Consider the following 23256-nt stretch of genomic DNA (forward strand, 5'->3'; position numbering starts at 1 on the left):
TGGTCTCGGTACGCTGCGGGGCTCAGTCGGTCTTCTTTGTCCGTGCGATCTCAGCACGCTGCGGGGCTCTGCCGGTTCAATCCGTGCGGGGGACCGGGTCGGGAACCGACTCGCCGGCGAACACGTACTCACCGTTGCGCAGCCGTTCCAGCAGCCGCATGGCCCACTCCTTCTCCGCGACGAGTCGCGCCGTCGAGAGATCGAAGATCTCCCGGACGTAGCGCGGTGTGGTGTCGGAGCGCAGCGTGTCCTCGACGTTGAAGCCGTTGGTGGTGATGATCGCGTCGCTCTTGATGAGGCGGTGCTCGAGGCCGGCGATGACCTCCTGGCGGCTGAGCACGAACATGAACGAGGCGATGGTCATGACCGACTGGGTGTCGAACGGCTCCACGTTCCAGAGGTTCTCGCGCAGCATGCGCTGCAGTTCTACCTCGCCGGTGGGAGTGATCTTGTACGTGGTGCGAGCGGGACGCTTGCCGTCCGTCTCCGTGCCGGCCTCGCGGATGTACCCGTCCACTTCGAGAGCGCGCAGGGCGTTGTAGATGGAACCAGGCTGGATGTGCGCCCATTCGTCCACGTGCCAGCTCATCAGCTCGCGGCGCAGGAAGTATCCGTGCACCGGCTGGAACTGCTTCACGGCACCGAGGACGACGAGGCGTGTGGTCGACATGGACAAAGCGTACTGAATGGTCCGTCCGGCACTTGCTGGGAGCGCCGAGCATTAGTATTCTCTTCATTAGTCAATGTTGACTAATGAAAGGTTCAGACATGACGACCGCAGCCGCCGAGCCCCTTCCGCGCGATCTGGCCCTCCGCCGGGCGTTCTCCGTCTATCCCACGGGGGTCGTCGCGCTCGCCGCCCACGTCGACGGGAAACCCGTGGGCATGGCGGTGAACTCCTTCACCTCGATCTCGCTCGATCCCGCGCTCGTCGCCATCAGCGCGGCACGTTCCTCGCGCACGTGGCCGGTGCTCGCCGCGGCGCCCGAGCTCGGGATGAGCGTTCTCGCCGCCGACCACGAACCGCTCAGCAGACGGCTGTCGTCGCGTGATCAGGACCGGTTCGGCGAGCACTCCTGGCAGCGCAGCGCCGGTGGGGCGATCCTGCTGGACGGCGCAGCTCTCTGGCTCACCTGCCGCCCTCACAGCAGGTTCGACGGCGGTGATCACGAGATCGCGTTGTACGAGATCCTCGACGTCACGCTGTTCGACGATGTCGAGCCGCTCGTGTTCCATCAGAGCCGGTATCGCGCGATTCTCGCCGAGCAGGCGAGCACGCGCGCATGACGCAGGGCCTCGGAACCGTGATGGGGATCGTCGTCCCCGGTGACGGCCGCGGCCGCGTGCTCGGGTTTCCCACGGCGAACCTTGCCGTGGGCTCGGAGGAGCTGCCGTCCGACGGGGTGTATGCCGCGTGGGTGAGCGTGGACGGCGGGGATCGCATCGGGGCGAGTGCGAGCATCGGCTCCAATCCGACCTTCGCCGGGGAGCGGGCGCGGCGGATCGAGGTGCACCTTCACGACGTGGAACTCGATCTGTACGGGCGGAGCGTCTCGGTGACGCTGGTGCGCAGGCTCCGCGCCACCCTGAGGTTTCCGCACGTGGATGAACTCATCGCCCAGACTCATAGGGACATCGCCGACGCGCGCCGCGCGCTCGCGGAGGTCGGCGGGGGTGCGGTGGCGGGAGTCGAGTTCGGTGGACGCGCGGCGATGGCCGTCGACGAAGACGCCGTGGTGCAGCCCGGCGAGCGTGCGGAAACGGAATCAGGCGAGCGCGTCATGGCGGAGCTCGGTGGGAGCGCGGTGGCGGAACCTGGTCGGCGCACTCGGGCCGAATCCGAGGGGCGTACTGCGGCCGAACCCTGTCGGCGCGCTGCGACGGAATCCGGTGGGCGTGCTGTAGCGACGTTCAGAGATGACAGCGCGACTGAATCAGGCGAGCGTGCTGTGGGGGAGCCTGATGGTCACGGGGTGGCCGAAGCCGGCGAGTGCGCGGTCGTTCCTGGAGCTCGCGTCGCCGTGGTGGGGAGCGCGAATCTCGACATCGTCGTGCGCGTCGAGCGGCCGCCGGCTGTCGGCGAAACCTTGCTCGGGGCCGCGGGCGGACGATTCCCCGGCGGCAAGGGCCTGAATCAGGCGACGGCGGCGGCGCGCAGCGGTGCGCGCGTGGAGTTCTGCACGGCGGTCGGGCACGACGACGCGGGGGAGCAGCTCACGCGTGCGCTGGTCGCCGCGGGGGTCGGCGTCGATCATGTGCAGACGGTGGGCGAGTCCACCGGTGTCGCGCACATCCTGTCCTACCCCGACGGCGACAACAGCATCGCCGTCGCCGCGGGGGCGAACGGAGCTCTCACCGGCGCCGATGCGGCCGTCGCCGTCGCCGATGCGGCCGTGGTACTGGTGCAGTTGGAGGTTCCGCTTGACGTGGTCCGTGCGGCGCTCGCCGCGGGGTCCCACGCGGTGCGCATCCTCAACGCCGCGCCGGCGCACGGGGAGGCCCGCGAGCTGCTTCATCTTGTCGACATCCTCGTCGTGAACGAGACCGAGTGTGAGGCGCTGGGCGGCGTCGATGCTCTCGCTGCGGACGGTGTCACCCTCGTCGTCACGCTGGGCGGTGCGGGGGTGCGGGTTCATCCGCGGGGCGCCGAGGTCTTCCACGTGCCGGCGTTCGCCATCGATCCGGTGGACACCACCGGTGCGGGCGATGCGTTCTGCGGTGCCCTGGCTGCGAGCCTGGCGCGGGGCTTCGATCTGGAGCACGCGGTCCGGCGAGCCAATGCGGCGGGCGCCATCGCCGCCTGCAGCGTCGGTGCCGCGGCCTACCGGATCTCCGCCGCCACGCTCGATGAGGCGCTGGCCACAGGGATCGTTCCCGCGTGAGAGATGGAAAACGCACCCCGGGCGACCGTCCGCGGTGCGTTTTCCATCTTCCATGGTGAACGTTCGTTCCTCCCCAGGCCCGTTCATGGCGCGCACGTCGTGCTCGGGGGCAGGATCGGCGGATGCGCCATCGCATAGCGATCCCTCCTGACCTCGGCTCCGCCTTCACGCTGCGCGAGGGGGAGATGCACGGCATTGGTCGGGGTCGAGCCGCCGCGGGCGATCTCTGCCGTCCATTCCCTGGGGTGCGATCTACGTCTGCGCCCGCGACGTTCGCCGATGTCGTCGCGTCTGGTGTCCTTCGCCTGAAGCCTCGGCAACTCTTCGTCGGCCTTACCGCCGCGCGCTTGTGGAGACTTCCTCATCCACGTCGGTGGCGTGTGGGAGAGCCTTTGGAAGTGTGCTCACCCACCACTATGTCGCCGCCGAGGGCCCGCGGGATCCATGGGCGCCGGCTGGCGCAGGACAGGGTGGAGGGCTGGCTGATCGGTGCGATTCCCGTGGTGGACCCTGTGTCCACCGTGTTCAGCTGCGCGGCCCAGCTGAACGTCCGCGCTGCCGTCGTTCTGCTGGACGCCGTGCTGACTCCGGCGGACAACTACCCCGGCCTGCGTGGCGGCCGACCCGTGTTCGACACGGAGGAGGTGACGGCGAAGCTCGCGCGCTGGGGCCGATTTCCCGGGTGCGCCACGATCCGCCGCGCGCTGGATCTCGCCCGGCCCGGCGCTGAGTCGCCGAAGGAGACCGAGACGCGGCTGTTGCTGGCATCGGCGGGCCTTCCCGAACCCGTCATGCAACATGAGGTCTGGGGTGACAGTCGACTCATCGCGCGGGTGGACCTGGCGTATCCGCAGTGGCGCATCGCCATCGAATACGAGGGAGACGGGCACCGGACGGATGCTGCGCAGTGGCGACGCGACATCCAGCGCCAGCGGGCACTCGAAGAACGGGGATGGATCGTCATCCGAATCACCCAGCTCGACCTGGTCGAAGGCGCGGCATCGCTGCTCGCATCCGTCCGCCGGGCAATCTCGTCACGCGACGTCCGATGAGAGATGGAAAACGCACCCCGGACGGTCGCCCCCGGTGCGTTTTCCAGCTGCGGCCGACGCATCACGCCGTCTGGTCGGAACGCGCGCCGGTGGGAGATGGATTTCGCATTGCAAGCGTGTGCGCGGGGTGTGCTTTTCATCCGCTATCCGATCGCTCCGTCGCCGGAGTTACGTTACGGTGTGCGTTCGGTCGGCGCCGGCGCCGACGTATGCCTTGGTGAGGGACGCGACCTGGTTGTGGGGGATGAAAAACGCACCCCGGAGGTTCGTCCGCGATGCGTTTTTCATCCGCCACAGCGCCGGCTCACGCGCACAGCGCCGTCCGGATCGAAGCCGGACGGCGCTGCAGGTGTGCGGGCACTCAGGCGGCGACGGGCTCCGCGACGGCCTCAGCAACGGGGGAATGGCGCGCCCACTTCTTCAACGCCACCACCACGAGCGCCGATACGACGGTGCCGATCGCGAGCGACAGCAGGAACGCCCAGAAGGGGTCGAGTGCGAAGAACACGAACACGCCACCGTGCGGTGCGCGGGAGGTGACGCCGAACAGCATGCTCAGTACGCCGGTGATCGCCCCGCCGATCATGGACGCCGGGATCACACGGAACGGATCGGCGGCGGCGAACGGGATAGCGCCCTCGGAGATGAAGGCGAGGCCCAGCGGCCACGCGGCCTTGCCGTTCTCACGCTCCACCGGCGAGAAGAGGCGGCGTGCCAGCACGGTGGAGGCGAGCGCCATCGCGAGAGGGGGGACCATGCCGGCGCACATCACCGCCGCCATGATCAGATACGGCGTGCTGTTCGCCGTCGTTGCGGTGCCGAGCCCCGCCACGGCGAACGCGTACGCCACCTTGTTGACCGGGCCGCCGAGGTCGAAGCACATCATGACTCCGACGATCAGGCCCACCACGGCGATCGCCCCGGTGCCGGCGAGATCGTTGAGTCCGTTGGTCATCGCGTCCATCAGCGCTGAGATCGGGCGGCCGAGGAACAGGATCATGATCCCCGATGCGACGATCGAGCCGATCAGCGGCACGATCACCACCGGCATCAGTCCGCGCAGCCACCGCGGCAGATCGAGCCGGCCGAGAGACCACGCCACCCAGCCGGCGAGGAGGCCGCCGGCGATACCGCCGATGAAGCCGGCGTTCATGAGCAGAGCCACGGCACCCGCGACGAAGCCGGGGGCGATGCCGGGGCGGTCGGCGATCGCGAACGCGATGTATCCCGCGAGCGCCGGCACGAGGAACTTCATGGAGGCATCACCGATCATGAATGCCACAGAGCCGAGGTACTGCCCCAGTCCACCCGCGGGAAGCTGCCAGAGCGAGTTCTCCGTGATGACCTTCGCTGCGTCATCGGTGACGCTGTACCCGCCGAGCAGGAAGCCCAGCGCGATCAGCAGACCGCCGCCGGCGACGAAGGGGATCATGTAGCTGACACCGGTGAGCAGCCATCTCTTCACGGCCGCTCCGGCGCTCTCGTTCGCCGTGTCGGCGGTGCTCGCCTGCGACGTGGCGGTCACACGCGCCGCCTGCGGGTCCCTGCTGGCAGCGACGGCCTCGGCGATCATCTGCTTCGGCTGCTCGATGCCGCGCTTCACGGCGGAGCGGATGACGGGCTTTCCCGCGAATCGCTCGGGGGAGCGGACGTCCACATCCACCGCGAAGATCACGGCGTCTGCCTCGTCGATGACGTGCTGCGGGAGCGGCTTGTATCCGCTGGAGCCCTGCGGCTCGACGACCAGGTCGACGCCGAGGTCCGCGCCGGTCGCGGTGAGGGCATCGGCGGCCATGAACGTGTGGGCGATGCCGGTGGCACATGCCGTGACCGCGACGATGCGGGCCGGGCGACCGTCGATCAGGAGCGTGTCGTCCACCGGCGCGGCGGTGGAGACGGGTGCGGCCGCGGGCGCCTCCACCGGCGCCGCGTCCTCTTCTCCGACGGCGATCCGCACCAGGGAGACCACATCAGCGGGGGTCGCGGCGGCGCGCAGCGCGTCGGTGAACTCGTCAGTCATGAGGGCTCGGGCGAGACTGGACAGCATGCCCAGGTGTTCCTCGTCGGCGTCGGCGGGCGCGGCGATGAGGAACACCAGATCCGCGGGACCGTCATCGGCACCGAAGTCGACGCCCGGACTCAGCCGTGCGAAGGCGAGCGAGGGAACCGCGACGGCTGCGGTCTTGGCATGCGGGATCGCGATGCCACCGGGAAGCCCGGTCTCGTCCTGCTCTTCGCGCGCCCACGCGGCGGCATAGAGGCCCGCAGCGTCCGTCGCGCGACCGGTGTCGGCCACGCGCTGCGCGAGTGCGGTGATGACGGCGCTCTTGTCGGCGCCCAGGGGCGCATCGAGCGACACCAGCTCGGGGGTGATTGCTGAAACCATGATGACCTCCGTCGGTCGAGGGGTGCGCTCAGAGCGCGCGCACGGGAAGCGGTTCGGTGCCGAGATCGGCAGGGGAAGGGGGTTGGGTCCCGGGCAGGGTGGCGGCCGCCGACCCGTACCGGATGGCCTGGCGCAGTCGTTCTTCACGACCAGCACCGGCGGTGTCGGCCAGCAGATATCCGGCCAGCGCGCTGTCGCCCGCGCCGACCGTGCTGCTCACCTGGATGCGTGGCGCGGGTGTTGCCAGCACCCCGTCTGCGTCGGCGAGGATCGCTCCGTCGCCGCCGAGCGTCACCAGCACATTCGCGATCCCGCCCCGGACGAGCTCACTCGCGGCGGCGGCGACGTCGCTCACATCGGGGAGTGCGGACGCGCCCACCAGCTCGGCGAGCTCGTCCTCGTTGGGCTTGATGAGGTCGGGCCGCCCGCTCGCCGGCGCGTTCACCGCTGCGGCGAGCGCGGTGCCCGCGGCGTCGACGGCGATCCGCGGGGCGGGGGAGAGGGCGGCGCGCACGGTCGAAGCGATCCGCGCGTAAACGTCCGCCGGCACCCCGGGCGGGACGGAGCCGGCCAGCACCAGCCACTCGGCACCGCGCGCGGCCGCGACGACCACCGCGATGATCGCGTCGAGCTCGGCGTCATCGAGGGCGCCGCCGGGGAGATTGATCTTCGTGGTCTCCCCGTTCGGCGCCGTCAGGGTGAGGTTGGTGCGCACCCGGGCGCTGACCGGCACCGCACGGATGACGAGGCCGGTGGCGCGCAGCAGCGGTCCGTAGGGGTCGTCGTCGGCGAGGGGGAGTACGGCGATGGAGGCGGCGCCGGCAGCCGAGATGGCACGCGCGACGTTCACGCCTTTGCCCGCGGCGTCGGTGCGCTGATCATCAGCGCGCTGGACGTCGCCCGGCCTGAGTGCATCCGTGAGACGGATGGTCTGGTCCAGCGCCGGGTTCAGCGTGAGGGTGACGATGGTCATGCCAGCCACACCTCCACGCCGGCGGCGTCGAGTGCGTCTGCGAGGGGCTGGGGGGGAGCGGCGTCGGTCACGAGCACATCGATGTCCGAGAGCGAAGCGAAGCGCACGAGGAGGTCCTCCTCGAACTTCTCCGCGTCGGCGAGCACGATGACCCGGCGGCCCGCCGCCACGATCGCGGTCTTCACGTCCGCTTCGTCGGGGTCGGGCGTGCTGAGACCGAAGTCCGCCGACAGCCCGTTGGTGCCGAGAAAGGCGATGTCGGGGCGCAGCGCGCTGATCGAGCGGATCGTTTCGCCCCCGACGGCGGCGGCGGTGAGGCCGCGCACACGCCCGCCGATGGCGGTGAGGGTGAGGTGCTCTGCACCGGAGAGGACGGCAGCGAGCTGCATGGAGTGCGTCACCACCTCGGTGTGTCCGCCGATCGCCGCGAGGTGGGTGTCGAGGTTCGCTGCCACCTGCGCGGTGGTGGATCCGGCGTCGAGGTAGAGCGATCCGCGGAAACCGGGCTCCAGTGCCTGGAGCGCGCGTGCGGCGATGCGCTGCTTCGCCTCCGGGACGCGGTGGGATCGTTCGACGAGGGGAACTTCGGCGCGACTGGTCCGCGGCCCGAGCACAGCACCGCCGTGCACGCGCTTGGCGAGCCCTTCGCTCTCGAGCAGATCCAGGTCCCGGCGGACCGTCTCCGGGGTGACGTCGAACCGCTCGGACAGCGCGAGCACGGACACGCGTCCGTCCTCTCGCAGCACCGCGCGGATCTCATCCTGCCGTTCGCTCGCGTACATCCTGCCTCCTTGCCGGTTCCCACAGAATACGAACCAAACGCAGAAAAAGCAACATAAACCCAAGAAGACACAGACGCGAGGTTCTGGCGGGGTTTTCGTTGCGCGCACCTGACCCGAAAAGGGTGGCCGAAGGGTTCACGTGCGCACGATGAACCGGGCGATCCACGCGCAGGGCACGAGCGAAGCACCGGCTCAGTCCTCCGCGGCGCGGAAGGCGGCCCAGAGTTCGGCGCGCACCGGGAAGGACGACAGATCCACGTCCAGCAGACGCTGCGCTGCCTGAACCCGGGCGCGCACGGTGTGGCGATGCACGGACAGCGCCCTGCCCGTCGCCTCATGGGATCCGTCGTTCTCCAGGAACACCCGCAGCGTGCGTGTGAGGTCGGCACCGGCGCGCGAGTCGTGGTCCCGCAGTGGCGCGAGCGTTGCTCGCGCCACGGCCTGCGCGTCGGCGGAGGGTGAGTCCAGGACGCCTCGCCCGCGGCGGTCGCGGAACGACAGCAGGCCGTCTTCGGCGCCCTGCAGCGCGACTCGTGCCTGCTCCACGGCGGCCGGCGCGTCGGCGTACGAGCACGGCTCCGACAGCCCGACTCGCACCTCGAAGCGCGCCGCCACCTCCTGCGGTGCAGGAGAGCCTTCGGATACGACCATCAGCAGGTCGCTGCCCGCGCGCCCGGCGAACACCTCCCCGCCGTGGTCGGCGGCATAGAGCTCCAGCCATTCCGCGATGGCGAGCGTGCGCCCGGCTCCCTCCGCGAGAGCCACCTGCACCGGGCCGGGCGGCAGCGGCATCGTCAGCTCCCGCGCGACGCTGCGGGCGAGGGTGGTCTGCCCGCCGAGCAGCAGCTCCACCGCTCCGGCGCGGAGTCGGGAGTGGGCTCGCTGCACGCCCTCCTGCTGCTCCATGGCGAGTCCCGCCATCGCGATGACGGAGGTGACCACTCCGCGCCCCTCCTGGTCCAGCTCCGCCGACGCGATCGCGAGGACGCCGCGCAGCCGTCCCCCACGTCCCAGTGTCTGCAGGGTGAACGGCTCGCCGTCCACGCTGATGGCCGACGCCGCACGTGCGCCGCGGCGCAGCACGGCTTCCACCTCGGCGTCCACGGCGGCGGAGACCGCGGGGGAGAGGGCGTGGGTGGGGTGCTCCCGCAGCAGGACCCCGGCAGCGTCATACAGTCCCACCCACGTGCCGAGCTGATGTCCGAGCTCCATCAGTGTGCGGGCGAGCCCGTCCGGTCGCAGCGCCGCGAGCGAGATGGCGCGCTGCGCGGACAGGGCCCACGACCGTCGTTCGTATGCCTGCGCAGCCACGGCCTCGGCATTCGCACGCGCCACCGCGATGAACGGCGTGCGGTAGGGCACCTCGAACAGCACCAGTCGATGCCGGACGCAGGCCTCGGCGAGCGGTGCGGGCACGCCGGGACGCACCACCCCGGAACCGAAGCCGAGCGCCAGCACGCCGCGGGCGACGAGACGGCGGACGTACTCGTCGACGTAGACGCTCGGACCGTCGCCCTCCTCGAACTGCTTGCCGGTGGTCAGGAGAACGACCTCGTCGGAGAGAAACGGGGTCGGATCAGCCAGATCGGAACTGTGCACCCACCGGACCGGGCGATCGAGATCGCCGTCGGGCTGCTCGTTCGCTGCTCCGACGAGAGACAACTGCAGGTCGGTGCGTCCCAGCAGGGTCCGCACCGTGGGCACCACGCTCTGTTCGGCCATCGACTCGCCCTCTCAGCCCCCGCGCGGTCCGGTGTTGCCGCCGTCGGCAGCGACCGTCCAGTGCGTATATCGGTATCACAAAGAATGTACACACTGGATAATGCACTGGCGATTCCCGCGTCGTACGCTCGGCCCCATGAGCCTCATCGACGCGACCCAGACCACCCCCCTCGGCGGACCCTCGCTCCCGCAGGAGCGTCGCCTCGTCACTGCGATCCCCGGCCCGCGCTCGCAGGAGCTCCTGGACCGCAAAGCTGCGGCCGTGCCCGCGGGCGTCGGCCACACCGTGCCGGTCGCCGCAGTGGCCGCGGGCGGTGGCGTCGTCGTCGACGCCGATGGCAACTCGCTCATCGATCTGGGTGCGGGCATCGCCGTCACCACGGTCGGCAACGCGCACCCGAAGGTGGTCGCTGCCGTTCAGGCGCAGATCGCGCAGTTCGCGCACACCTGCTTCATGATCGCGCCGTACGAGTCGTACGTGGCTGTGGCGGAGAAGCTCAACGAGCTCACGCCGGGCTCGTTCGCGAAGAAGACCGCGCTGTTCAACTCCGGCGCCGAGGCCGTCGAGAACGCGATCAAGATCGCACGCAAGCACACCGGCCGCCAGGCCGTCGTCGCCTTCGACCACGGCTACCACGGGCGCACGAACCTGACCATGGCCCTCACGGCGAAGGCGATGCCGTACAAGAGCGGCTTCGGGCCGTTCGCCCCCGAGGTGTATCGCGCTCCGGCGTCGTACCCGTTCCGTGACGGACTCACCGGCGCCGAGGCTGCTGCGAAGACCATCTCGATGATCGAGAAGCAGATCGGAGCCGACAACCTCGCCGCCGTCATCATCGAGCCCATCCAGGGTGAGGGTGGCTTCATCGTTCCGGCCGACGGCTACCTTCCCGCCGTCGTGGAGTGGTGCCGCGCGAATGGCGTCGTCTTCATCGCCGACGAGGTCCAGACCGGCTTCGCTCGCACCGGCGCGATGTTCGCCAGCGAGCACTTCGGCATCGAACCGGACCTCATCACCACGGCCAAGGGCATCGCCGGCGGGATGCCGCTGGCGGGCGTCACCGGCCGTGCCGAGATCATGGACGCCAGCCACACCGGCGGGCTCGGCGGCACCTACGGCGGCAACCCCGTCGCGTGCGCCGCGGCCCTCGCCACCGTCGAGGCGTACCAGGAGGAGAACCTGGCCGAGCGTGCTGTGGAGATCGGCCGCATCCTGGTCGCCCGCATGCAGGAGGCCGCCACGAGCGACCCCCGTATCGGCGAGGTGCGCGGCCTCGGCGCCATGATCGGCGTCGAGTTCGTGGATCCGGCCACGGGCGCGCCGGACGGAGCGCTGGCCGGTGCGATCGCGAAGCAGGCGATCGCCGAGGGTGTCATCGTCCTCACCTGCGGCACCTACGGCAACGTGATCCGGTTCCTGCCGCCGCTGTCGATCGACGACGCCCTTCTTCACGAGGGACTGGACGTCGTGCTCGGCGCACTCGCCGGAGCCTGAGCCACCCCTCCCGGCGCTCTGGGGGCGCCGGGAGGGCATCCGACACCCGCGCAGTCGACATGCGCACCCCCATTCGCAGTACGAGAGCAAGGGAGCACTCATGAACGAGATCACACGCGATGTCGTCATCATCGGAGCCGGCGCCGCCGGACTCACCGCAGCGAACGAGCTGCGCAAGAAGGGCCTGTCCGTGGCCGTCCTGGAGGCGCGCGACCGCGTCGGCGGGCGTCTGTGGACCGACGTGATCGACGGCGCGATGCTGGAGATCGGCGGGCAGTGGATCAGCCCGGACCAGACCGCGTTGCAGGAGACCGTGGCGGAGCTGGGCCTGTCCACCTACGACCGTTACCGTGAGGGCGACAGCGTCTACATCGGACCGGATGGGACGCTGTCCCGCTTCACCGGCGAGCACTTCCCGGTGTCGGAGGAGACCGGCCGTGAGATCGACCGCATCACCGAGATGCTGGATGCGATGACCGCCGAGATCGACGCGGATCGTCCGTGGGCTCACCCGAAGGCCGCGGAGTGGGACGCGATCTCCTGGCTGGAGTGGCTCAAGGCGCAGACCTCGGACGACGAGGCCGTTCGCAACCTCGCCTTCCCGACGGGATCGGCGATGCTCACCAAGCCCGTTGCGACCGTGTCGCTGCTCCAGTCGCTGCACATGGCCGCGTCCGCCGGCAGCTACTCCCACCTCGTCGATGCGGACTTCATTCTCGACAAGCGCGTCGTCGGGGGCCTGCAGCAGGTGCCGATCCTGCTGGCCGAGCGCCTCGGTGAGGACGTTTTCCTGGAGCAGCCGGTGCGATTCCTGGAATGGGGCGATGACGGCGTGACCGCGCGTGCGGACGGCATGATCGTCCACGCCCGTCACGCGCTGCTCGCCCATGCCCCCGTGCTGTACGACCGGATCTCCTTCGTGCCGCCGCTGCCGCGCCGACAGCACCAGATGCACCAGCACATCTCGATGGGCTTCGTGATCAAGGTTCACGCCGTGTATGAGACCCCGTTCTGGCGCGACAAGGGCCTGTCCGGGACCGCGTTCAGCCCCTACGAGCTGTCCCACGAGGCGTACGACAACACCAACCACGGCGATGAACGAGGCACCCTCGTCGGCTTCGTCTCCGATCTGAACGCCGACGGCGTCTTCGAGCTGAGCGCCGAGGAGCGCAAGGCCCGCATCCTCGAGTCGCTGTCGCACTACTACGGCGAAGAGGCGAAGAACCCGGTGGTCTACTACGAGAGCGACTGGGGCTCGGAGGAATGGACGCGCGGAGCGTACGCGGCCAGCTTCGACCTGGGTGGCCTCAGCCGGTACGGCAAGGATCTGCGTGAAGCGGTCGGCCCGATCCACTTCGCGTGCTCCGACATGGCCGGCGCCGGGTTCCAGCACGTCGACGGCGCGATCCGCATGGGTCGCCTGGTCGCCGAGCAGATTGTCGCCCAGGTCCGCGCATGAGCGGGTCGGTGGTCGTCGGATACACCGCCACCGACGCCGGTCGTGACGCGCTGCGCCTGGGCTCCCGCCTCGCCGCGGGGCTCGGCGTGACCCTCCATCTGGTCATCGTGCTGCCGAATGAAGGCACTCGCAGCCCGATCGTGCCGCCGGAGAAGTCCTATGAGCAGTACCTGCGCTCGCAGGCCGAGAAGTGGCTGCGGGAGGCGGCGGTTCACGTTCCCGCCGGCGTCACCCGCAGCGCCCACGTGCGCTTCGGCGAGTCGTTCGGGGAGGGGCTCATCGCCGCGGCGGAGGAGTTCGCCGCGGCGATCATCGTGATCGGCGGCGCGGGCGGCGGGCGGTTCGGCCGCTACACCCTGGGATCGGTGGCCCAGCAGCTCCTGCACTCCTCGCCGGTGCCGGTGGCGCTGGCCGCCTCCGGTGGCGTCGATGCGGATCACCCGATCTCCCGCGTCACATGCGCCGTGGGCAACCGCCCCGGTGCGGACTACCTGCTGGAGAGCTCCGTGGCGCTCGCCCGTGAGCTGGGGGCGGAACTGCGTCTGCTGTCGCTCGCGGCTATCGATCTGCCCGGGGGCATGTCCGCCGATGAGGCGCGCAGTGCCGCCGGCGACCTCGCCGACGAGATGCAGGCCGAGGCCACGGCTCAGCTGCCCGACGGTCAGACCGTCGCCGTCGAGGTGGCACGAGGGCGCAGCATCGAGGATGCCACCTCCCACCTCGACTGGGATGCGAACGAGATCGCGCTTGTCGGATCCAGCCGCCTGGCACAGCCGCGTCGGCTGTTCCTGGGCTCCACCGCAGCGCGGATGCTGCACGAACTCCCGGTGCCGATGATCGTCGTGCCCCGCGAACGCCCCGAAGGAGCGTGACACATGAGCGAGTCAACGAAGTCTCGGCTCTCCCCGGCTGCCGGTGAACCGGATCCGGTCACCGGCGGAATCTCCCGTAAGGGTCTCAGCGTCGGCACTGTCGGCGTGCTCGGTGCGCTCGTCATGGGCATCTCCTGCATCGCCCCCGCGTACACCTACACCGCCGGCATCGGCGGCGCCGTGGGTGCGGTCGGATTCCAGGTGCCCGCGATCCTGCTGCTCGGCTTCATCCCGATGCTGCTGGTGGCGTTCGGCTACCGCGAGCTCAACAAGGCCATGCCCGACTCCGGCACCAGCTTCACGTGGGCGACCCGTGCGTTCGGGCCGTACGTCGGCTGGATGGCGGGCTGGGGACTGATCGTGGCGACGATCCTGGTGCTGTCCAATCTCGCCGGCATCGCGGTGGATTTCCTTTTCCTCCTGATCTCTCAGATCTCCGGTAACGAGGCCATCGCCGAGATCACCCGCAACCCGTTCGTCAACGTGGGCGTCTGCCTGGTGTTCGTCGCGCTGGCCACCTGGGTGTCGTATCGCGACGTGTCCACCTCGCAGAAGCTGCAGTACGGACTCGTCGCGTTCCAGGTCGTGATCCTCGTGGTGTTCGCCGTGATGGCGATCACGCAGGCGGTCAACGGCGGCGGCTTCGAGTCGAACATGCCGGAGTTCTCCTGGTTCAACCCGTTCGCGATCGAGGGCGGGGTGTCCATGATCGTGATGGGCCTGTCCGCATCCGTCTTCATGTTCTGGGGATGGGACGTCACCCTCACCATGAACGAGGAGGCGAAGGACCCGGAGCGCACGCCGGGGCGGGCGGCGATGCTCACCGTGATCTCGATCATCGCGCTGTATCTCCTGCTCACCATCAGCAGCCTGATGTACTCGGGCATCGGCGACACCGGACTCGGACTGACCAACGAGGACATCGGCGGGAACGTGTTCTTCGCGCTGTCCGGCCCGGTGATGGGCGGTCTGGCGTTCCTGCTCTCGCTCGCGGTGCTGACCTCGTCCGCGTCCTCGCTGCAGTCCACCTTCATCTCGCCCGCCCGCACGCTGCTGGCCATGGGGCACTACGGCGCCGTGCCGAAGAAGTTCGCCGGCGTGAGCCCGCGATTCTTCACTCCGGGTTTCGCCACGATCGCGTCCGCCATCGTCGCGGGCGGCTTCTACGCCGTGATGCGCTTCCTGAGCGAGGATGCGCTCTGGGACACCATCCTCGCGCTCGGCATGATGATCTGCTTCTACTACGGGATCACTGCGCTGTCGTGCGTCTGGTACTTCCGTCACCAGTGGTTCGACTCGGGCAAGGACTTCTTCTTCAAGTTCGCGAGCCCGCTCGTGGGCGGTGTGATCCTGCTGGTGCTGTTTGTCATCACCGCGATCGACAGCCTCGCCCCCGACTACGGCTCCATCGCCATCGGCGCCAACGCCGACGGCGAGGGCGGTATCGGAATCGTGTTCTTCATCGGCGTCGGCCTGCTGGTCTTCGGCGCCGTGCTGATGCTGGTCCAGCGCGCCCTGTCTCCCGCGTTCTTCCAAGGAAAGACGCTGAGCATGGATGCACCGCCGAGCCAGCGCGCCGCCCGCTGACCTCCCCACAAGAAAGAGGACATTCACATGACTGACCGCGAAGCAGCCCTTCTGGCCGAGGTTCCTGACGGCCTGTACATCGATGGCGCCTGGGTGGCGGCGGAGGAGGGGCGCACCTTCGAGGTTCGCGATCCCGCGACCAACGCCGTCATCAAGGTCATCGCCGACGCGAGCGCTTCCGACGGCAAGCGGGCGCTCGACGCCGCCGTCGCCGCGCAGGACTCGTGGGCCGCGACCGCGCCACGCACGCGCAGCGACATCCTGCGTCGCGCCTTCGACCTGGTGCGCGAGCGCGCTGACGATCTCGCCCTGCTGATGACCCTGGAGATGGGCAAGCCCCTCGCTGAGGCGAAGGGGGAGGTCTCCTACGGCAACGAGTTCAACCGCTGGTTCAGCGAGGAGGCGGTCCGCATCGCCGGGCGCTACGGGCTGAACCCTGAGGGCACCGGGAACATGGTGGTCTCGCAGCGCCCGGTGGGCCCGTGCTTCTTCATCACGCCGTGGAACTTCCCGTTCGCGATGGCCACGCGCAAGATCGCTCCGGCGCTCGCGGCCGGTTGCACCGTGGTGATCAAGCCGCCGGCACTCACTCCGCTGACCACGATGTTCTTCGTGAAGCTGCTGGAGGAGGCGGGGCTCCCCGCCGGTGTCGTCAACGTCGTCCAGACCTCGCGCTCGTCGGCGCTGTCCGCTCCGATCCTCGCCGACCCGCGACTGCGCAAGCTCTCCTTCACCGGGTCCACGGAGGTGGGCCGCAAGCTCATCGCCCAGGCCGCCGACGGTGTGCTGCGCGTGTCGATGGAGCTCGGCGGCAACGCGCCGTTCGTCGTTTTCGACGACGCGGATCTGGACAAGGCGGTCGAGGGCGCTCTCGCCGCGAAGTTCCGCAACATCGGCCAGGCCTGCACGGCCGCGAACCGCTTCATCGTCCACTCGTCGGTGGCGGAGGAGTTCTCGCGCCGCATCACGGAGCGGGTCACGGCCATGAAGATCGGCCGCGGCACCGAGGACGGGGTCGCGATCGGCCCGCTCATCGACGACGACGCGGTCGCGAAGGCTGTCGAGCTCGTCGACGACGCCGTCTCGCGCGGCGCCACCGTGACCACCGGTGGTCAGGCCATCGCGGGGGAGGGCTCGTTCTTCCAGCCCACCGTGGTCACCGGTGTGGTCGCCGGCTCCGACATCCTCCGCGAGGAGATCTTCGGTCCGGTGCTCGCGATCGCCACGTTCGAGGACGAAGAGGAAGCGGTGCGCCTGGCGAACGACACCGAGTACGGTCTGGTCTCCTATGTCTTCACGCAGGACCTGGCACGCGGTCAGCGCATGATCGACAAGCTGGAGACCGGGATGATGGGTCTCAACGTGGGCGTCGTCTCCAATGCGGCCGCGCCGTTCGGCGGCGTCAAGCAGTCCGGCGTGGGCCGCGAGGGCGGTCTCGAGGGCATCCACGAGTACCTGTCCACGAAGTACACCCTGATCCCCGTCAGCTGATCGAAAGGATGAACCGATGACCGACTATGCCGTCGTCAATCCCGCCACGGGGCAGACCGTGGCCGAGTACGCCACCGCCACGGCCGCAGAGGTGGACGCCGCGGTCGCGGCCGCATCCGCTGCTTTCCGCGACTGGGCCGTGAACACGTCCGCCGCGGAGCGCGCGCGTCTGCTGCGCAACGTGGCACGCCTGCACCGCGAGCGCGCCGAAGAGCTCGGCGACATCATCGTGCGCGAGATGGGCAAGGTGAAGGCCGCCGCCGTGGGCGAGGCAGAGTTCGCCGCCGACATCATCGAGTACTACGCCGACATGGCTGAGAAGCTCACCGCCGACGAGCCCATCGAGCTCATCTCGGGCGGCGAGGGCTCAGCGGTGATCCGCCGGGCGCCACTCGGCGTGATCTTCGGGATCATGCCGTGGAACTTCCCGTACTACCAGGTGGCTCGCTTCGCTGCACCGAACCTGATGAACGGGAACACCGTGATCCTGAAGCACGCGCCGCAATGCCCGGAGTCTGCGGAGGCGATCGCCCAGATCTTCCGGGACGCGGGCTTCCCTGAGGGCGCGTACGTCAACATCCGTGCCACGAACGAGCAGTCTGCGGACATCATCGCCGATCGTCGCGTCGCGGGCGTCTCCCTCACCGGCTCGGAGCGGGCGGGAGCCGCGGTGGCCGAGGTGGCCGGGCGCAACCTGAAGAAGGTGGCGCTCGAACTCGGAGGCTCCGACCCGTTCATCGTGCTCTCCGCAGATGATCTGGACGCTGTCGTCGCGGCCGGCGTCGATGCCCGACTGGACAACACCGGTCAGGCCTGCAACGGTGCCAAGCGGTTCATCGTCGTGGACGGTCTCTACGATGCGTTCCTGGAGAAGTTCACGGCGGCCATGCGGGACGCTGTGGTGGGCGATCCCACGGTGGAGGACACCGTCCTCGGACCGCTGTCCTCGCTGGCCGCCGCGGAGCGCTTGGAGGCGCAGGTGAACGAGGCGGTCTCCCAGGGAGCGACCCTCGCTCTCGGCGGCAAGCGCGACGGCGCCTACTTCCACCCGACGGTGCTCACCGACGTCACCCCGGAGATGGCTGTCTACCGCGAGGAGCTGTTCGGCCCCGCGGCAGTGGTCTACCGGGTGGCGGATGAGGATGCTGCGGTCGAGCTCGCGAACGACACACCGTTCGGTCTCGGCTCCTACGTGTTCACGACGGACGTGGAGCAGGCTGATCGCGTGGCCAACCGCCTCAACGTGGGAATGGTGTACGTGAACCTCGTGCTGGCCGACGCTCCTGAACTCCCGTTCGGCGGCGTGAAGTCCTCCGGAACGGGCCGCGAGCTGGGCACGCTGGCAGCGGACGAGTTCGTCAACAAGAAGCTCATTCGCACCGCCTGAGGACGCTCAGAGGCCCTTCGACTCGCGCAGGAGTGTTGCCGCGTGCCGAAGGGCCTTTGCGTTGCTGGTCTCGGGAGTTGAGCACTGCCGGGCTCGGGAGTTCTCCGCTGCTGGTCACGTGAGTTCAGCGCTGCTGGTCGCGGGAGTTCTCCGCTGCCAGTCTCGGGAGTTATCCGCTGCTGGTCTCAGGAGTGCTGCGCTGCTGGTCTCGTGAGTTCAGCGCTGCTGGTCTCGGGAGTTGAGCACTGCCGTGCTCGGGAGTTCTCCGCTGCTGGTCTCGGGAGTTCTCCGCTGCCGTCTCGGGAGTTCTCCGCTGCCGTCTCCGGAGCTCGGCGCTGCTGGTCTCAGTCCTCCTCAGCGCCGTCTCAGGCGTCCGCGATGCCGCGGATCTCGGCGGCCTCGCCGTGGCGGCCGAGGGAGGCGAGCACCTCGCCGAACTCGATGGCAGACAGCTGACGCAGCGGACCCTGCGGATCGGCGTGCTCGAGGGCCGCGCGGAAGACGGGAACGCTGTCGGCGGCGCGGCCGTTGCCTGCCAGCACTCGGCCCGCGAACAGCTCGCTGCCCGCAGCGCCGTCCGAGTCCCCGGCCGATACGAAGGCGTCCGCGGCCTGCAGAGCAGCAGCGACCGCACCGTCCACGTCGCCGCGTGCCGCGCGGGCGCGGGCGCGGGAGTCCGTGATGTCCGCCATGGTCCAGGCGTTGCCCTCGGCCTCTGCCATCGCGTACGCCTCGTCGAGGTGGGTGTCCGACACCGGATCGCCGGCAGCACCGGTGGCCTGGCCGAGCAGGTGCAGCGAGCGCATCAGCAGCTCATCCTCATCGGGGTGGGCGCGGGCGATCGCGACGGCATCGGTGAGCTCTTCCACGGATTCCTCGTGCATGCCGAACTTGCCGAACAGCCGCCCGGCGTGCACGTGACAGTGTGCCGACATCACCTGGTCGCCGCCGGAGGCGAACAGCTCGCCGGCGTATTGCCAGGCCCCGATCGCATCCTCGAACTGCTGGTCCAGCTCCAGCGCCTGCGCCAGCGCTCCCGCCGTCTGTCCGCGGGACGCGTCGGGCACGCCGAGTTCGGTCTCACGGTTGAGCGTGTCGGCGAGGACCTCCGCCGACTCTCCCGCATCACCCGCGTTCATGAGCGAGACACCCAGCTGGTATCGCAGCGTCAGATACTGCTGCGGGTTGCCGTCCGACTCCGCCAGCCGCGCCGCCACACGATAGCGTGCGGCGGCTTCGGCCGGTGCTCCGGCATCGTGGAAGAGCATCGCGGCGAGCCCGTAGACGGCGTAGACGTCGGCCGTGATGCCGAGCGCAGCTGCGATGCGGCTGGCCTCGTCGGCGTCCAGAGCGCCCGAGTGGTACTCGCCCGCGGCTCCCCGCAGCCGGGCGCGCAGCTCCAGGAGTCGTCCGCGGCTGCCGGCAGTGAGTGCGGGGCGCTCCAGAAGCTCGTCGATCTCCTCGAGCACCGGGGTGCCACTACCCGCGCGCAGCGACAGGAGAACCATCTCGGCGGCGGCGACGCGGTCATCGAGGCCGGCGTCGCGGAACGCGCCGATGGCGGACAGCGTGTGCGTGATCGCACCCTCCGTGTCGGCATTGTCCACACGCTCCGACGCCACGGCCAGCTCCAGGTCGCCGCGGGCCTCGTCCGGCAGATCCTGACGAGCGAGCAGGTGCGCGATGTTCTCGGCATCGCCCTCCTGCGTGCGGCCGTACAGGGCCAGCCCGGCGGCATCCTCCACATCCGCCTGCGCTTCGCGACCGGCGGCGCGCAGCGCGGCGATGCGGGTCGGGAGGGCGGCGGCCGCCGCGTCCCAGTCGTCTCGCGCCGCATGCGCGCCCACGATGATGCCGTGCAGTCGTGCCGCATCCAGTCCGTCGGCGACAGCCGCCGTGGCCGCCGCGATGGCCTCGGGCGCTGCTCCCCAGTCCGCCAGGCAGACGGCGCGATGCAGTCGCTCCTCCGGCGTGGCCGGAGCGTCCGTCGCCGTCTGCGGCGCATATCCCTCCGAGCCCAACGGCACCTCGATGCGCTCGTCACGAAGCGCGCGGATCGCGTCGATGCGCTCGCTGAAGCTGGTGTTGCCGTTTCGTGCGTCGAAGAGCCGGGCGATCCGGTCCGCCCCGGCGCCCGCTGCCGCGGCCAGTTCCGCCGCCGTCCACGCGCCGGTGTGCTCGCCGAAGAAGCGGACGAGCGAGGGGGAGTCCGCACCCCGCACCACGGCATCTCCGTGGCCGTCGCGATCGACGGCCTCCAGGGCGAGCGCGATCGTTGCGAGAGCGACCGCGTGGGCGTCGTCGTTGAGCCCGTCGTGCGCCAGCCATCCGAGGTGACGCTCGACCATGGCCAGGGCGCGCGGATAGTTGCCGGTCACCACGACGAACTGCAGGTTCAGCATGACGATCGCGAGGTTGTCGGGGTCGGTGCGCGCCAGCCGGTAGCTGCGACGGTGCGCCAGCACCGCATCGTTCAGGCGTCCGGCACGGAGGTAGGAGAGCAGACCGCGGGCGAGGGCGTGCTCGGGCTCCTCCGCGCAGCTGAAGCCGCCCTCCACGAGCTCGTCGATGAGGGCGAGCGCTTCCTCCGCCCGTCCCTGATCCACGAAGAACCCGGCGAGCTGGCTGCGCGTGCAGGCATCGCAGTGGCTGTGCTCGTCGCGCGGCGTGCTGGTGAGGAGGGCGCGGTACTTCTCGGCCTCCTCGATCAGGCCCCGGGACCAGGCGCTCTCGAAGCGGGCCATCCACACGCCGCTGAGGCCCAGACCCTCACGGCGATAGTGCTCCTCCATGTCGTCCAGCACGGCGTCGATCTGTGCTTCCGTGAAAGCGGGGGAGCAGCGCAGGGATCCCGCCATCCACTTGAACTGCCACATCAGATCCGCACCGGATCCGACGTCGGTGGGAAAGCGCACCGGATCGGCATCATGACGGCCGAGGCACCAGGCGAATGAGCTCAGGGTGAGCTCGGTGTCGCCGGCCATGTTGGCCGAGGAGGTCTGGCGCATGCGGGCGCGGTACTCCAGCTCCTCATCGCCCAGCTCGACGGCCAGCTTCACCGCCTCGGCGACGAGCGATTGCTCCTCGGGACCCCACGGGGTCATGTCGATCTGTGCGAACAGTTCGCGGATGCGGGCGCTGGCCTGGGTCATGTCACTCCTGCGGTGTTCTCAGTCCGCGGATCGCGCGGACAGGTCGATCATCGCGCCGAGGGCGCGCGTCATGAGGGCGCGATCGCGCGGGGCGAGCGGGCGATGTCCGGCCAGCAGCGCCTGTACGTAGAGCAGCTGGACGGTCCGGTCGAACGGCTCGCCCGTGGTTCGCACGAGGCCCTGTACGACCGGGTTCGCCCAGTTCAGGCACAGCCGCGCGCTCGTCGCGGAGTCCTCATGCACGGCCGCGGTCTGATCGTCGATCGTGTTCAGTACCGATGACCAGAGGCCGCCGGTGGCACCGCGCGCGCGTCCTCGGTCGATGCGCCGGAGCACCGCGGGGTCGGCGACGTAGACGGCCGGTACGTCTTCGAGCTCGAGGGAGCGGACGATCACGGTGCAGTCCACCTCGGACAGCGCTGCAGTGGCGCGATCCTCCAGCGAGATCGCCGAGGGGCGGTCATCGAAGGGCGGCGGGTCCAGCCGCTCGAACTCGGTGAGCACGTCCACGCGCTCTACGGTGACGGCGGGGAACAGCTCCGGAAGGAGCTCGATGATCTCCGAGTCGTACAGGTACCCGCCGTTCACCAGCGGGCCGGCGCCGCTCTCCAGGCCCGCCACCTGGCGGTACTCGTCTACCGTTGCCGCGTAGCGGACGGAGGGGTAGCGGGTGACCAGATCCCCGATCGTCATCCGGCCGATCGTGGTCTCCACGCTCAGCCAGCGGGTGATGAACCGCGCCAGCTCGTCGTCGTGGCGAACCAGTGCCTTCAGCGACACCTCGTGGATGGAGACGAACTGGGCCAGCCGCTCGGGGGCGGAGAGGCCGAGGTCGAGGATCCATCGCCGGATCGCCTGACCGAGGTCGGCGCGGGTGTTCTCCAGCGCGTCGTCCTCCACGAGGGACTCACGGCTGGCGGTGGGGGAGAGCGCGGTGGAATCCACGACCGCGCGGACGAAGAACGCCCATTCCGGCAGGAGATCGTCCACCCGCTCGCTGAGCAGCATGCGGTTGAGGTAGACCCGGGCGGCCTGGTGCGATCCGGGCGGCGGAGCGTAGGGGAGGACGTAGGCGAGACCGCGCGTCCCGGTGCCGGCGGCATCGATCGGCACCACGGCGAAGGGTGCGGTGCCCAGCAGTTCCGCCCCGTACTCGACCGCGGCGTCGGGGGTGCTGCGTGCATCGAGGAAGGGTGCTGCGCGGTCGATGCGGCTCTCGCCGCCCCCGGGGAGGTCCACGTCGATGCGCACGCCGAGGAACTCTGCGAACGTCTGGGCGAGCTGCATCACGGAAGCGGTACGCAGCAGGTCCTCCGACCCGAACCGGGGGCGCAGGTGCACGCTCGTGCCGATGGGCGTGTCCGCCGGACCCGGCGAGACGGTGAAGGTGCCGTCGGTGCGGCCGGACCACTCGACGGGGTCCCCGCCCCGCGCGCTGCGTGAGCGGATCACGATCTCATCGGCCACCATGAAGCAGCTGAGCAGGCCGATGCCGAACTGTCCCAGGAACTCGTGACGGGGCAGATCGAAGATGTCGCGCTTGGAGCTGCGTCCCACGGTGGCGAGCAACTCGCCCACCTCGTCCGCGGTGAGACCCACGCCGTCGTCGCGCAGCACGAACTCGTCGGAGCGCTCGCTGAGCGGTGTGATGCGGATGCGTCCGCCGGCGCCGTCGATCTCGCTGCGCGCCGTGATGGCGTCACGGGCGTTCTGCAGGAGCTCTCGCAGATACACGCGCGGACCGGAGTAGATGTGCCGACTCAGCAGATCGACCACACCGCGCAGGTCGACTTGGAAATGCTGCTCGTCTGCGCTCACGCCACCCTCGGATTCGTCACGATCAGGCGGCGGGGACGGCGCCCCGCCGGAACGGCGAGCCTATCAGCGGGGGAGTCGTCCGCCCGGGCCCGCACGGGCTGTTTCGCGCTCCGCGGACAGATCGTGCCCAACGGTGTGCGGGAGACGACGACACGCGCGGGACGCAGGCGAGGCTGTCGTGGTTCGCCAGGGCCGGGC

The 23256-nt window shown here is 69.7% G+C and carries 16 protein-coding genes; 9 read left to right on the forward strand and 7 right to left on the reverse strand.

The genetic code is table 11. The features are described 5' to 3' along the window. Positions 1-76 precede the first annotated feature (76 nt). Entirely contained in the window at positions 77-670 is a 594-nt protein-coding gene (locus tag LQ566_RS10995; RefSeq protein ID WP_231091746.1) for a PadR family transcriptional regulator, read from the reverse strand. Positions 671-768: 98 nt separating this feature from the next. Between LQ566_RS10995 and LQ566_RS11000 the strand changes: the two genes are divergently transcribed. The 3 genes from LQ566_RS11000 (at position 769) to LQ566_RS11010 (ending at position 3934) form a co-directional block, all read left to right on the forward strand. Continuing rightward, the gene (locus LQ566_RS11000; RefSeq protein ID WP_231091747.1) at positions 769-1287 is read left to right on the forward strand and encodes a flavin reductase family protein; all 519 of its coding nucleotides are present in this window, start codon (positions 769-771) and stop codon (positions 1285-1287) included. Next, positions 1284-2882, forward strand: a complete 1599-nt coding sequence (locus LQ566_RS11005; RefSeq protein ID WP_231091748.1) for a PfkB family carbohydrate kinase — start codon at positions 1284-1286, stop codon at positions 2880-2882. The genes LQ566_RS11000 and LQ566_RS11005 overlap by 4 nt, the downstream gene beginning before the upstream one ends. 470 nt (positions 2883-3352) lie before the next feature. Beyond that, the gene (locus tag LQ566_RS11010) at positions 3353-3934 is read left to right on the forward strand and encodes an endonuclease domain-containing protein (protein WP_231091749.1); all 582 of its coding nucleotides are present in this window, start codon (positions 3353-3355) and stop codon (positions 3932-3934) included. A gap of 361 nt (positions 3935-4295) precedes the next feature. Here the strand turns inward: LQ566_RS11010 and LQ566_RS11015 are convergent, their stop codons facing one another. The 4 genes from LQ566_RS11015 to LQ566_RS11030 all read right to left on the reverse strand — a co-directional run bounded on the left by LQ566_RS11015 (position 4296) and on the right by LQ566_RS11030 (position 9797). Continuing rightward, positions 4296-6320: a PTS fructose transporter subunit IIABC gene (locus LQ566_RS11015; RefSeq protein WP_231091750.1), complete on the reverse strand. Its 2025-nt coding sequence runs from the start codon at positions 6318-6320 to the stop codon at positions 4296-4298. 28 nt (positions 6321-6348) lie between these two features. Then, positions 6349-7293, reverse strand: a complete 945-nt coding sequence (locus LQ566_RS11020; protein ID WP_231091751.1) for a 1-phosphofructokinase family hexose kinase — start codon at positions 7291-7293, stop codon at positions 6349-6351. Next, complete coding sequence (locus LQ566_RS11025) at positions 7290-8075, reverse strand: DeoR/GlpR family DNA-binding transcription regulator (protein WP_231091752.1); 786 nt, start codon at positions 8073-8075, stop codon at positions 7290-7292. Before LQ566_RS11025 ends, LQ566_RS11020 begins: the two co-directional genes overlap by 4 nt. 192 nt (positions 8076-8267) lie before the next feature. Next, a complete protein-coding gene (locus LQ566_RS11030; RefSeq protein ID WP_231091753.1) occupies positions 8268-9797 on the reverse strand; it encodes a PucR family transcriptional regulator in 1530 nt (509 codons plus the stop codon). A gap of 136 nt (positions 9798-9933) precedes the next feature. Here LQ566_RS11030 and gabT point away from each other — a divergent pair, with 136 nt between their 5' ends. From gabT to LQ566_RS11060, 6 genes are all read left to right on the forward strand, one after another. After that, positions 9934-11292, forward strand: a complete 1359-nt coding sequence (gene gabT / locus LQ566_RS11035) for a 4-aminobutyrate--2-oxoglutarate transaminase (protein WP_231091754.1) — start codon at positions 9934-9936, stop codon at positions 11290-11292. A gap of 100 nt (positions 11293-11392) precedes the next feature. Beyond that, on the forward strand, positions 11393-12751 hold the full coding sequence (locus LQ566_RS11040; RefSeq protein WP_231091755.1) for a flavin monoamine oxidase family protein: 1359 nt from the start codon (positions 11393-11395) through the stop codon (positions 12749-12751). Beyond that, positions 12748-13623 carry a universal stress protein gene (locus LQ566_RS11045; protein ID WP_231091756.1) on the forward strand — a complete coding sequence of 292 codons (876 nt, stop codon included), beginning with the start codon at positions 12748-12750 and terminating at the stop codon, positions 13621-13623. The genes LQ566_RS11040 and LQ566_RS11045 overlap by 4 nt, the downstream gene beginning before the upstream one ends. A 3-nt stretch (positions 13624-13626) precedes the next feature. Beyond that, positions 13627-15210 (forward strand): APC family permease, encoded by a 1584-nt coding sequence (locus LQ566_RS11050; RefSeq protein WP_231091757.1) that lies wholly within the window; start codon positions 13627-13629, stop codon positions 15208-15210. A gap of 27 nt (positions 15211-15237) precedes the next feature. Further along, complete coding sequence (locus LQ566_RS11055; RefSeq protein ID WP_231091758.1) at positions 15238-16701, forward strand: NAD-dependent succinate-semialdehyde dehydrogenase; 1464 nt, start codon at positions 15238-15240, stop codon at positions 16699-16701. A 16-nt stretch (positions 16702-16717) separates the two neighbouring features. Continuing rightward, complete coding sequence (locus LQ566_RS11060) at positions 16718-18088, forward strand: NAD-dependent succinate-semialdehyde dehydrogenase (RefSeq protein ID WP_231091759.1); 1371 nt, start codon at positions 16718-16720, stop codon at positions 18086-18088. Positions 18089-18453: 365 nt separating this feature from the next. Here the strand turns inward: LQ566_RS11060 and LQ566_RS11065 are convergent, their stop codons facing one another. Both LQ566_RS11065 and LQ566_RS11070 read right to left on the reverse strand, forming a co-directional pair. Further along, on the reverse strand, positions 18454-21240 hold the full coding sequence (locus LQ566_RS11065) for a hypothetical protein (protein ID WP_231091760.1): 2787 nt from the start codon (positions 21238-21240) through the stop codon (positions 18454-18456). An 18-nt stretch (positions 21241-21258) separates the two neighbouring features. Beyond that, positions 21259-23058: an HSP90 family protein gene (locus tag LQ566_RS11070; protein WP_231091761.1), complete on the reverse strand. Its 1800-nt coding sequence runs from the start codon at positions 23056-23058 to the stop codon at positions 21259-21261. Positions 23059-23256 lie beyond the last annotated feature (198 nt).

Source organism: Microbacterium nymphoidis (assembly GCF_021044885.1).
Classification (GTDB): Bacteria; Actinomycetota; Actinomycetes; order Actinomycetales; family Microbacteriaceae; genus Microbacterium; species Microbacterium nymphoidis.